The 11884-nt window shown below is 59.1% G+C and carries 13 protein-coding genes; 8 read left to right on the top strand and 5 right to left on the bottom strand.

Translation table 11 applies throughout. From position 1 onward, the window contains the following. Window positions 1–77: 77 nt before the first annotated feature. Complete coding sequence (locus K0F88_RS32580) at window positions 78–359, bottom strand: type II toxin-antitoxin system Phd/YefM family antitoxin (protein ID WP_094468821.1); 282 nt, start codon at window positions 357–359, stop codon at window positions 78–80. A gap of 402 nt (window positions 360–761) precedes the next feature. Between K0F88_RS32580 and K0F88_RS24140 the strand changes: the two genes are divergently transcribed. Next, the gene (locus tag K0F88_RS24140) at window positions 762–1088 is read left to right on the top strand and encodes a DUF3077 domain-containing protein (RefSeq protein ID WP_094468822.1); all 327 of its coding nucleotides are present in this window, start codon (window positions 762–764) and stop codon (window positions 1086–1088) included. A 185-nt stretch (window positions 1089–1273) separates the two neighbouring features. Here the strand turns inward: K0F88_RS24140 and K0F88_RS24135 are convergent, their stop codons facing one another. Then, entirely contained in the window at window positions 1274–3175 is a 1902-nt protein-coding gene (locus K0F88_RS24135; RefSeq protein WP_219096813.1) for a potassium transporter Kup, read from the bottom strand. Window positions 3176–3464: 289 nt separating this feature from the next. Here K0F88_RS24135 and rimO point away from each other — a divergent pair, with 289 nt between their 5' ends. The 6 genes from rimO (at window position 3465) to tsaA (ending at window position 8685) form a co-directional block, all read left to right on the top strand. Next, window positions 3465–4802, top strand: coding sequence for a 30S ribosomal protein S12 methylthiotransferase RimO (gene rimO / locus K0F88_RS24130; protein WP_010462684.1), 1338 nt, complete (start codon window positions 3465–3467; stop codon window positions 4800–4802). A gap of 113 nt (window positions 4803–4915) precedes the next feature. Further along, window positions 4916–5389 carry an acetyltransferase gene (locus K0F88_RS24125; RefSeq protein WP_094468825.1) on the top strand — a complete coding sequence of 158 codons (474 nt, stop codon included), beginning with the start codon at window positions 4916–4918 and terminating at the stop codon, window positions 5387–5389. A gap of 190 nt (window positions 5390–5579) precedes the next feature. Further along, window positions 5580–6290: an rRNA pseudouridine synthase gene (locus K0F88_RS24120; RefSeq protein ID WP_010462687.1), complete on the top strand. Its 711-nt coding sequence runs from the start codon at window positions 5580–5582 to the stop codon at window positions 6288–6290. A 75-nt stretch (window positions 6291–6365) separates the two neighbouring features. Then, window positions 6366–6836, top strand: coding sequence for a DUF1456 family protein (locus K0F88_RS24115; protein WP_219096811.1), 471 nt, complete (start codon window positions 6366–6368; stop codon window positions 6834–6836). Window positions 6837–7029: 193 nt separating this feature from the next. Then, window positions 7030–7800, top strand: a complete 771-nt coding sequence (locus tag K0F88_RS24110) for an SDR family oxidoreductase (RefSeq protein ID WP_094468828.1) — start codon at window positions 7030–7032, stop codon at window positions 7798–7800. A 183-nt stretch (window positions 7801–7983) separates the two neighbouring features. Next, on the top strand, window positions 7984–8685 hold the full coding sequence (gene tsaA, locus K0F88_RS24105) for a tRNA (N6-threonylcarbamoyladenosine(37)-N6)-methyltransferase TrmO (protein WP_094468870.1): 702 nt from the start codon (window positions 7984–7986) through the stop codon (window positions 8683–8685). 83 nt (window positions 8686–8768) lie between these two features. On the opposite strand, the gene fpr is transcribed toward tsaA, so the two are convergent. Next, a complete protein-coding gene (gene fpr, locus K0F88_RS24100) occupies window positions 8769–9548 on the bottom strand; it encodes a ferredoxin-NADP reductase (protein ID WP_003443014.1) in 780 nt (259 codons plus the stop codon). A 122-nt stretch (window positions 9549–9670) separates the two neighbouring features. Here fpr and K0F88_RS24095 point away from each other — a divergent pair, with 122 nt between their 5' ends. Next, window positions 9671–10597: a LysR family transcriptional regulator gene (locus tag K0F88_RS24095; protein ID WP_219096809.1), complete on the top strand. Its 927-nt coding sequence runs from the start codon at window positions 9671–9673 to the stop codon at window positions 10595–10597. Here K0F88_RS24095 and K0F88_RS24090 read toward each other — a convergent pair. Both K0F88_RS24090 and erdR read right to left on the bottom strand, forming a co-directional pair. After that, window positions 10594–10956 (bottom strand): diacylglycerol kinase, encoded by a 363-nt coding sequence (locus K0F88_RS24090; protein WP_008010143.1) that lies wholly within the window; start codon window positions 10954–10956, stop codon window positions 10594–10596. The two genes, K0F88_RS24095 and K0F88_RS24090, sit on opposite strands and share 4 nt — an antisense overlap. A gap of 75 nt (window positions 10957–11031) precedes the next feature. Continuing rightward, window positions 11032–11682, bottom strand: a complete 651-nt coding sequence (gene erdR / locus K0F88_RS24085; protein WP_010462704.1) for a response regulator transcription factor ErdR — start codon at window positions 11680–11682, stop codon at window positions 11032–11034. Window positions 11683–11884 lie beyond the last annotated feature (202 nt).

Genomic DNA, 11884 nt, shown 5'->3' with positions numbered 1-11884 from the left:
TTTCGCGAGCAAGCCCGCTCCCACAGGATCCGCATGCCAGTCTGTGCAAATGCGTCTACCACCCTAGAGACGGGTACTTAGTCTTTCCTGGCGTACCGTGTCCTCATATCGTCGTGACAAATTACATTGGCCTGATCAAAACCGGCCAAGCGCTCCGCAGCCGCTGCTTCAACGCGAAGATCCTTAAGCTCGTCGAGCATTTCCTGATAGACATCGACATTGATAATGACTGCTGCTGGCTGATTATTTTTGACAATGACCAAGGACTCAATGGCACGGATTGAGATCTCCTTGAGTCTCGTACTGAAGCCCCTGACTATTGCAGTCGTCGATACAGCACGCATTGATGATGCCGTCATACTTACCTCTCTTCACATCATGCAAATCTTAAACGCAGCTCAACGTATCGTTTACTTAAGGTGTCGCAATATCGGATGACGCCCGCAGACCTTGTAGGCAAACTCCGAATCTCGTGTTTGGGCACTTTGCCGCCTTGTTGCGTTTTTCTTCGACGGGATACTCTCCGGACGTCGCTGACCTTTCAGCGATCGGGCTTGGAAACCCGTCGGATCACAGCGCAACAGCACCTCTACCTCGATTCCAGACGTTTTAACGACTGCGAACCAAGTGTTATGGCGGCTGTGCGTGGGACGCCTTCGGGCGTGCCGGTTTTATGGTCCCCGGTTTTCCAACCTGCGTACAGCCGCCACCCATTCGCTTGGAAACGAACGTGGCGACTCCTCTAATGCTGGAGAATGACCATGACTAAAATTGATTCAACCGCGATTTCAGAATTAAAGACTATCGGTTTCACCCCACTCATCTACTGCCAGGATGAGGCATTGTTCAACGTCCGCGCCGGCGTCCCCATCGTTGCTGCATTGTCACAAGCCTCTGACCTGCTGTTCCTCGGCAAATCATTCGCCGAGGATGCCGCCTACGCAAGAGACACCGACCGCCATGCCTGGGCCGCGCATTATCTGACGGCGATGGGCAAGGCAGTGATTGATGATGTGGTGAAGGTGCTGACGCCGCGACCGGCTCGAACAAAGACCGAATCAGCAGAAGAGCTGCCCGAAAGCCAGTAACACCGCAAATCCCTGTGGGAGCGAGCTTGCTCGCGATGACGTCAGCACAGGCAACATTGATAGCGACTGATCCACCGCTATCGCGAGCAAGCTCGCTCCCACAGGGGATGGTCACTGGGTTCAAGCCATCGGGCACAAAAAAGCCCCCGTTACCGCAAAGGCAACGGGGGCTTTTCGATCAGGGCTTACATCTCGACCTGTGTACCCAACTCAATCACCCGGTTCAGCGGCAGATTGAAGAAGCGCAAATTGCCGTTGGCATTCTTCAACATGAAGGCGAACAGCGCCTCGCGCCAACGGGCCATGCCTTCGAGTTTGGAGGCGATCACCGTCTCGCGGCTGAGGAAGTAGGTGGTACGCATCGGGCTGAAGTCCAGGTCATCGAGATGGCACAGTTTCAGTGCTTGCGGCACGTCCGGCTCGTCGACGAAGCCGAAGTGCAGGATCACGCGGAAGAACCCTTCGCCGTAGGCGTCGACCTCAAACCGTCGTTGTGGCGGCACCCGCGGGATGTCTTCGTACACCACCGTCAACAGCACCACTTGCTCATGCAACACCTGGTTATGCAGCAGGTTGTGCAACAGCGCGTGGGGCACGGCGTCCGGGCGCGCGGTGAGAAACACTGCCGTGCCCTGGACGCGATGCGGCGGTTGCACGGCAATACTGCTGATGAAAATCGGCAGGGGCAGGCCGCCCTCGTCCATGCGCTCCACCAGCAGCTGCTTGCCGCGCTTCCAGGTGGTCATCAGCACAAACAGCGCGATACCGGCGATTACCGGGAACGCCCCGCCCTGAATGATTTTCGGCACGTTGGCGGCGAAGTACAGACCGTCCACCAACAGGAAGCCGATCAATACCGGCACCGCAAGAATCGGAGGCCATTTCCACAGCAGCAATATCACCGCCGACACCAGAATGGTGGTCATCAGCATCGTGCCCGTCACCGCCACGCCGTAAGCCGAGGCCAACGCGCCGGAGGATTCGAAACCCAACACCAGAAGAATCACGCCAACCATCAGCGCCCAGTTCACCGCACCAATGTAGATCTGGCCCTGCTCGGCGCTGGACGTGTGCCGAATATGCATGCGTGGAATGTAGCCGAGCTGAATCGCCTGACGGGTCAGGGAGAACGCGCCGGAGATGACCGCTTGCGAGGCAATCACCGTGGCCAGGGTCGACAGACCGACTAAGGGAATCAATGCCCAGCTTGGCGCCAACAGATAGAACGGGTTGCGAGCGGCTTCCGGATCACCGAGCAGCAAGGCGCCCTGACCGAAATAGTTCAGCACCAGCGCCGGCAGTACGAGGATGAACCAGGCGCGGGCAATCGGCTTGCGACCGAAGTGGCCCATGTCGGCGTACAGCGCTTCGGCACCGGTCAACGCCAGCACCACCGCGCCGAGAATCGCCACGCCCATGCCCGGGTGCACGATAAAGAAGCGCACGCCCCAGACCGGGTTCATCGCTTGCAACACTTCCGGGTGCTGCAGGATGCCGTAGACGCCCAGCGCCCCGAGAACCACAAACCAGGTGACCATGATCGGCCCGAACAAGATGCCAATCCGTGCGGTACCGTGGCTCTGAATCAGAAACAGCGCCACCAGCACGACCAGCGACAGCGGCACCACCCAGTGGTCGATACCTTCGAACGCCAGCCCCAGGCCTTCAATCGCCGAGAGCACGGAAATCGCCGGGGTGATCATGCTGTCGCCATAGAACAGCGCCGCACCGATCAACCCGCACACTACCAGCAAGGCACGTAACTTCGGATGCCCCGCCGCAGCGCGCCGCGCCAGCGCGGTCAAGGCCATGATCCCGCCTTCGCCCTGGTTGTCGGCACGCAGCACGAACATCATGTATTTGATCGAAACGACCCAGATCAGCGACCAGAAGATCAGCGCCAGGATACCCAGCACGCCGTCATGGTTGACCGGTACGCCGTAGCCACCGGAAAACACTTCTTTGAGGGTGTACAGCGGGCTTGTGCCGATATCGCCATAAACCACCCCGACCGCCGCGACCAGCATGCCGATCGGCTTTGCCGCCGAATGCTCGGCACCCGCTGCCTGACTACTTGCCTGCCCCATCCAAAACTCCTACTACTCAGACCCGGACTTCTTATAAGAAGCACTATGCTTTGCCGTGCAGCATGCGCTGTTTTACATGACGTTACAGACGTTTCGTTGACCGTAAAAAATCGGTAAAGCGTAACGGCGCGAAGCATAGCGCAGCACTCGTCGTATTTCCCTGCATAAAGCTGGTCAAGTGCGCCTCTCATCGCTAGAATTGCGCACTTTTTGACCAGAGGCGCAACATAGCGCCCGTCTGTCGCCTTGCCGTCTTCGGCTGGAGGCGTCCCAAATACCGAGGTTAGACATGTCCACCACTCCTGCGCCGGCCAATCCAAAAGTTGGCTTCGTATCCCTGGGTTGCCCCAAAGCACTGGTCGACTCCGAGCGCATCCTTACCCAGCTGCGGATGGAAGGCTATGACGTCGTGTCCACTTACGAGGACGCCGATGTCGTGGTGGTCAACACTTGCGGTTTCATCGACTCGGCCAAGGCTGAATCTTTGGAAGTGATCGGCGAAGCCATCAAGGAAAACGGCAAGGTCATTGTGACCGGCTGCATGGGTGTCGAAGAAGGCAACATCCGCAAGGTGCACCCGAGCGTGCTGGCCGTGACCGGTCCGCAGCAATACGAGCAAGTGGTCAACGCCGTGCACGACGCCGTGCCGCCGCGTCAGGATCACAACCCGCTGATCGACCTGGTGCCGCCGCAAGGCATCAAACTGACCCCGCGCCACTACGCGTACCTGAAGATTTCCGAAGGCTGCAACCACAGCTGCAGCTTCTGCATCATCCCGTCGATGCGCGGCAAACTGGTCAGCCGTCCGGTCGGTGACGTGCTCGACGAGGCCCAGCGCCTGGTCAAGGCCGGCGTCAAAGAGCTGTTGGTGATCTCGCAAGACACCAGCGCCTACGGCGTTGACGTGAAATACCGCACCGGTTTCTGGAACGGCGCGCCGGTGAAAACCCGCATGACCGAACTCTGCGAAGCCCTGAGCACCCTCGGCGTCTGGGTCCGCTTGCACTACGTTTACCCGTACCCGCACGTCGACGAGCTGATCCCGCTGATGGCCGCCGGGAAAATCCTGCCGTACCTGGACATCCCGTTCCAGCACGCCAGCCCGAAAGTCCTGAAAGCCATGAAACGCCCGGCCTTTGAAGACAAGACCCTGGCGCGCATCAAGAACTGGCGCGAGATCTGCCCGGACCTGATCATCCGTTCGACCTTCATCGTCGGCTTCCCCGGCGAAACCGAAGAAGACTTCCAGTACCTGCTGAACTGGCTGACCGAAGCGCAACTCGACCGCGTCGGCTGCTTCCAGTACTCGCCAGTCGAAGGCGCACCGGCCAACCTGCTGGACGCGGCCATCGTGCCGGACGACGTCAAACAAGACCGTTGGGATCGCTTCATGGCGCACCAGCAGGCCATCAGCTCGGCTCGCCTGCAAATGCGCGTTGGCCGTGAAATCGAAGTGCTGGTGGACGAAGTCGACGAGCAAGGTGCCGTAGGCCGCTGCTTCTTTGATGCCCCGGAAATCGACGGCAACGTGTTCATCGACAACGGCAGCAACCTGAAGCCGGGCGACAAGGTCTGGTGCAAAGTGACCGACGCCGACGAATACGACCTGTGGGCGGAACAGATCTAAACGCAAAAAATACGAAAAGCCCCGCCCTCTTGACGAGATGCGGGGCTTTTTTAGGTCTATCGTTTTGTGGGAGAAAGGACTCGCACACTCCACGGTAAAAGGGGCACCCGGCCATGCGCCAACATTCGGTCATCCACACGCCGAAACAGAGCGACTACGAAGAACTCACACAAGTCTGGGAAGCTTCGGTGCGCGCCACCCATGACTTTCTGCCGGACAGTTACATTGAATTGCTGAAGAACCTGGTGCTGACCCGCTACCTCGACGCGGTGATGTTGATCTGCACCAAGGACTCGCGCCAGCGCATCACCGGGTTTGCCGGGGTGGCGGCGGGCAAGATCGAAATGCTCTTCATCGACCCGGCTCACCGTGGTCAGGGCCTGGGTAAACAGTTGCTGCGTTATGCCATGGAACACCTGAACGCGGATGAACTGGACGTCAACGAGCAGAACCCGCAAGCGCTGGGGTTTTACTTCAAGCTGGGGTTCGAGGTGATCGGCCGTTCGGAGGTTGATGGCATGGGGCAGCCATATCCGCTGTTGCACATGCGGCTGCGCCAAGACCAGCAGCGCTCACAGCATGGCTGACACAACACAAAACCCATGTGGGAGCGGGCTTGCTCGCGAAGGGGCCATCAGTCTCACATCAATGTTGACTGATAAACCGCCTTCGCGAGCAAGCCCGCTCCCACATTAAAAGCATCTGCGGCAAATGGAGCCGGGATTAACCGGCGCCCAGCAGGTACAATGCCCACCCCTTTTTTGTTACGGCCCTGTCATGACTGACCCGATTCGTCTCTCCAAACGCCTCATCGAACTCGTCGGCTGTTCCCGTCGGGAGGCTGAGCTGTTCATCGAGGGCGGCTGGGTCACCGTGGACGGCGAAGTCATCGACGAGCCGCAATTCAAGGTTGACACCCAGAAAGTCGAGCTCGACCCAGAGGCCAAGGCCACGGCACCGGAGCCGGTGACCATCTTGCTGAACGTGCCCGTGGGCATGGACGCGGAAACGGCCATGGCAACCATCAGCGCCGAGACCCTGAGCGAAGAACACCGCTTCAGCAAGCGTCCGCTCAAGGGCCACTTCCTGCGCCTGACCGCCAGCACCGACTTGCAGGCCAATGCCAGCGGTCTGCTGGTGTTCACCCAGGACTGGAAGATCCTGCGCAAGCTCACCGCCGACTCCGCCAAGATCGAACAAGAATATGTCGTCGAGGTAGAAGGCGACATGGTGGCTCACGGCCTCAACCGCCTGAACCACGGCCTGACCTACAAAGGTAAGGAACTGCCGCCGGTCAAAGCCAGCTGGCAGAACGAAAACCGCCTGCGTTTCGCGATGAAGAACCCGCAACCGGGCGTGATCGCCCTGTTCTGCCAGGCCGTTGGCCTGAAGGTCGTCGCCATCCGCCGCATCCGCATCGGCGGCGTGTCCATCGGCAAAGTGCCGTTGGGGCAATGGCGTTACCTGTCCGGCAAAGAGAAGTTCTAAGACTTTTCACGCCGCCACACATTTTGGCGCCGCTGTTTACGCGGCGCCCACTGCTGAATATCAGGATTGCACACCATGATTCATAACGACGTACTGCGCAGCGTGCGCTACATGCTCGACATCAGCGACAAGAAAGTCATCGAAATCATCAAGATCGGCGGCATGGACGTGTCCCTGGAAGACCTGCTGACCTACCTCGACAAGAAAGAGGAAGACGAGGAAGGCTTCGTGCGCTGCCCGGACGAAGTCATGGCGCACTTCCTCGACGGCCTGGTGATCTTCAAGCGCGGCAAGGACGAAAGCCGTCCGCCGCAGCCGATCGAAGTACCGGTGACCAACAACATCATCCTGAAGAAACTGCGCGTGGCCTTCGAACTGAAAGAAGACGACATGCACGCGATCCTCAAGGCGTCCGAGTTCCCGGTGTCCAAGCCTGAGCTGAGCGCGCTGTTCCGCAAGTTCGGCCACACCAACTACCGCACCTGCGGCGACCAGTTGCTGCGCAACTTCCTCAAGGGCCTGACCCTGCGCATTCGCCCGCAGTAAGCCCGCCGCGCGCCCTGTAGGAGCCGGCTTGCTGGCGAAGGCGATCTTCAAAACGCCATCGCCAGCAAGCCGGCTCCTACAAAGGGCAGCCGCATGCCAAGCTGTATAGATGTTCATTCCTCGCAAAAATAGTGGCTCCGCTTCTGGCGGCTGACGACTAGGGTGTATTGACCCTCAGCTCTCAGGATTTGCCATGCACCCGTACTTTTCCCTGCAAGGCCGCACCGCTCTGGTGACCGGCGGCACCCGTGGTATCGGCAAAATGATCGCCAAGGCCTATGTCGAGGCCGGTGCCACCGTGTACGTCTGCGCCCGGGATGCCGAAGCGTGTCAGCAAACGGCGGATGAATTGAGCGCATTCGGTCGTTGCCACGGAGTGGCGGCCAACCTGGCCAATGAAGAAGGTGTGCTGCAACTCGCCACGCGGCTGGGCGAACAGATCACTCATCTGGATATTCTGGTGAACAACGCCGGCACCACGTGGGGCGCGCCGCTGGAAAGCTACCCGGTGAAGGGCTGGGAGAAGGTCATGCAGCTCAACGTGACCTCGGTGTTCAACTGCATCCAGCAGTTTTTGCCACTGCTGCGCAAGGCCGGTTCAGAAGCAAATCCGGCGCGGATCATCAACATCGGTTCGGTGGCGGGGATTTCTTCCTTTGGCGAACAGGCGTATGCCTACGGACCGAGCAAGGCGGCCTTGCACCAGCTGTCGCGGATTCTGGCGCGGGAGTTAGTGAGCCAGCACATCAACGTCAACGTGATCGCGCCGGGGCGCTTCCCGAGCAAGATGACGCAGCACATTGGCAACGATGAGCAGGCGCTGGCGGAGGATACGGCGTTGATTCCGATGAAACGCTGGGGCCGGGAGGAAGAGATGGCGGCGTTGGCGATCAGTTTGGCGAGTACGGCTGGGGCGTATATGACCGGTAACGTCATTCCTCTTGATGGTGGGTTCAGTCTCTAGATCGGCGGTGCGGCTATCGCGAGCAAGCTCGCTCCCACAGGTTCTGTGGCGTATGCAAACTTTGTGTCCGTCCGATAACCCTGTGGGAGCGAGCTTGCTCGCGATGACGGACTGATTGGCGCCACCGATCCTGAGGTCGACCGGGTTATCATGCCCACCCCCATTCTCACCTCGACCCAAATCATGACCTACAGCGTTTCCCCCATCGGCTTCGTGCGTTCCTGCTTCAAGGAGAAGTTCGCCATCCCGCGCCAGCCTCAGCTGGCCCCGGCCGCTCGTGGCGTGCTGGAACTGGTGGCGCCGTTCGATCAGGGTGATGCGGTGCAAGGGCTGGAACAGGTCAGTCACGTCTGGCTGCTGTTCCTGTTTCATCAGGCCCTGGAAGAAAAGCCACGCCTGAAAGTCCGCCCGCCTCGCCTGGGCGGCAACAAGTCCATGGGCGTGTTCGCCACCCGCGCCACGCATAGGCCCAATGGCATCGGGCAATCTGTGGTGAAGCTGGACAGCGTCGAGGCTGATCGGCTGTGGATATCGGGCATCGACCTGCTCGACGGCACGCCGATTCTCGACATCAAACCCTACGTGCCTTACGCGGACATCGTAGACACGGCCTCCAACAGCATCGCCAGCGCCGCGCCGCATTTGATTCCCGTGCAGTGGACGGATTCAGCGCTGCAACAGGCTCACGGCCATGCTCAGCGGCTTGAAGAGCCCTTGGTCGAGCTGATCGAGCAATGCCTGGCACAAGACCCACGTCCGGCGTACCAGGTTCCTACGCCCGAACGGGAATATGGCGCGCAGTTCTGGGATCTGGATGTGCGTTGGCATTACCCCGAGGCGGGCGTGATCCGCGTCCTGGAAGTCATTCCCGCCTCCAACCTGTAGGAACTGTGTAGGATTTGTGTCAGGCATAAAGAAGCCCCCGTTGCCTGCACAGGCAATGGGGGCTTTTCAGTGAAGCGTTGTGCTTACTTCTCGACGAACGCACGCTCGATCAGGTAATCACCCGGCTCGCGCATGCGCGGCGAAACTTTCAGGCCGAAGCTGTTCAACACTTCGCTGGTCTCGTCGAGCATGCTCGGGCTGCCGCACAGCATGGCGCGATCGTCCTGCGGGTTGATCGGTGGCAGGCCGATGTCGCTGAACAGCTTGCCGCTGCGCATCAGGTCGGTCAGGCGACCTTCGTTCTCGAACGGCTCACGGGTCACGGTCGGGTAGTAGATCAACTTGTCACGCAGCGCCTCGCCGAAGAACTCGTTCTGCGGCAAGTGCTCGGTGATGAACTCGCGGTAAGCGACTTCGTTGACGTAACGCACGCCGTGGCACAGGATCACTTTTTCGAAACGCTCGTAGGTTTCCGGGTCCTGGATGACGCTCATGAACGGCGCCAGGCCAGTGCCGGTGCTGAGCAGGTACAAATGTTTGCCAGGTTTCAAGTCATCCAGCACCAGGGTGCCGGTAGGCTTCTTGCTGATGATGATCTCGTCGCCTTCCTTCAGATGCTGCAACTGGGAAGTCAGCGGGCCATCAGGCACCTTGATGCTGAAGAACTCGAGATGCTCTTCCCAATTCGGGCTGGCAATCGAGTACGCGCGCATGAGCGGCCGGCCGTTGGGCTGTTGCAGGCCGATCATCACGAACTGACCGTTCTCGAAGCGCAGGCCCGGATCGCGGGTGCACTTGAAGCTGAACAGAGTGTCGTTCCAGTGATGAACACTGAGGACACGCTCGTGGTTCATGTTGCTCATGTACGTGGGACTCCTGGAGATTTTGCCTGCGCCGCTGATGTGCGCAATTGCATCGCATTCTAATGGCAGCGACAATATCTGTTAAATGGATTATTAAGATAAGGGTTATCGGTTATATAGATATGCGATTTACTCTCCGTCAACTTCAAGTATTCGTCGCCGTCGCCCAGCAGGAAAGCGTATCCCGTGCTGCCCTGACGCTCAACCTCTCGCAATCGGCGGCGAGCACCTCGATCACCGAGCTAGAGCGTCAGTGCAGCTGCCAGCTGTTCGACCGCGCCGGCAAACGGCTGAGCCTCAACGCCCTCGGCAAGCAATTATTGCCGCAAGCGGTGGCGCTGCTCGACCAGGCCAAGGAAATCGAAGACTTGCTCAACGGCAAGTCCGGCTTCGGCTCCCTGGCGGTCGGCGCGACCCTGACCATCGGCAATTACCTGGCCACCTTGCTGATCGGCAGCTTCATGCAGCGCCATCCCGAAAGTCAGGTGAAGCTGCACGTGCAGAACACTGCCAACATCGTGCAGCAAGTTGCGCACTATGAAATTGATCTGGGTCTAATCGAAGGCGATTGCAGCCATCCAGACATCGAGGTGCAGAGCTGGGTCGAGGATGAGCTGGTGGTGTTCTGCGCGCCGCAGCATCCGCTGGCCAAGCGTGGCATAGCGACCATGGAGGAGCTGAGTCACGAGGCGTGGATTCTGCGGGAACAAGGCTCTGGCACGCGGCTGACCTTTGACCAGGCCATGCGTCATCATCGCAGCGCGCTGAATATCCGACTGGAACTGGAACACACCGAAGCGATCAAGCGCGCGGTGGAATCAGGCCTGGGGATTGGCTGCATTTCGCGCCTGGCGCTGCGCGATGCATTTCGCCGCGGCAGTCTGGTGCCGGTGGAGACACCGGATCTGGACCTGGCGCGGCAGTTCTATTTCATCTGGCACAAACAGAAATATCAGACGTCGGCGATGCGCGAATTCCTCGACCTGTGCCGCGCATTCACCGCCGGGGTTCAGCGCAGCGACGAGATCGTTTTGCCCAGCATCGCTTAAAGCAGAATCACCGCCCACACCAGCGCGATCATGCTCAACGCCACGAATTGAGCGGCGCTGCCCATGTCCTTGGCGTTCTTGGACAGCGGGTGCAACTCAAGGGAGATGCGGTCGATGGCCGCTTCCACTGCCGAATTCAGCAGCTCGACGATCAATGCCAACAGGCAGACCGCGATCAGCAATGCCTGCTCGACACGGCTGACATTCAGAAAGAACGAAAGCGGGATCAGGATGACGTTGAGCAGCACCAGTTGCCGAAAAGCCGCTTCACCGGTGAAGGCTGCGCGCAGGCCGTCCAGCGAGTAACCGGAAGCGTTAAGGATGCGTTTGAGGCCGGTTTGGCCTTTGAAAGGAGACATAGAGTAGGCAACTGACCAAAAAGGAGTGGGAAAGCTAGATCAACCAAAGTCAAAAAAGCGTGAACAGGCCAACTCTTAGTGGCTCGAAATTGACTCAAGTTGTTGCAAGAGCAACGCAGCCTGGGTGCGAGTCCGCACATTCAGCTTACGGAATATAGCCGTGACATGCGCCTTGATGGTCGCTTCGGAAACGCTCAGCTCGTAAGCGATCTGTTTGTTCAGCAGCCCTTCACAGACCATGGTCAGCACCCGGAACTGCTGAGGTGTCAGGCTGGCAAGGCCTTCACTGGCGGCCTTGGCTTCAGCGGAAACGCTCACGGCTTCGAACGCCTGAGGCGGCCAGAACACATCGCCATCGAGCACCGCACGCACGGCTTTCTGTATGACGCTCAGGTCACTGGACTTGGGAATGAAGCCGCTTGCGCCAAATTCACGGGACTTCACCATGATCGAAGCCTCTTCCTGGGCCGACACCATGACCACCGGAATTTGCGGGTACTGACCGCGCAGCAGTACCAGCCCGGAGAAACCGTAGGCCCCCGGCATGTTGAGGTCGAGCAGCACCAGGTCCCAGTCAGACTTTTCGTCCAGTCGGGTTTCCAGCTCGGCAATGCTTGCCACTTCCACCAGGCGGACATCCGGACCCAGCCCCAGGGTCAACGCTTGATGCAGGGCGCTACGAAAAAGAGGGTGGTCATCGGCAATCAGGATTTCGTATGTGGCCATTTTTCTAATGATCCTGTTTTCAAACAACTCAAGGCACAGCCACGCAGCTGCACCAGCAGGGCACGTTCAACGCCAATTACGTGGCTATCACGCAAAGAAAACGGCGTATCAAACTTTGGCCGCGCCCTAATCGGCGCCAAGCATGCCCAGCGAAACCGGGGTGGTCAAGGTGCATGGCCGGTACAGTTCTTTGCAGTATGGG

This window comes from Pseudomonas sp. UMAB-40 (assembly GCF_900095275.1).
GTDB classification, from domain to species: domain Bacteria; phylum Pseudomonadota; class Gammaproteobacteria; order Pseudomonadales; family Pseudomonadaceae; genus Aquipseudomonas; species Aquipseudomonas mandelii_B.
The sequence above is the reverse complement of the archived record's forward strand: the minus strand, read 5'-3'. Positions and strand labels throughout refer to the sequence as shown.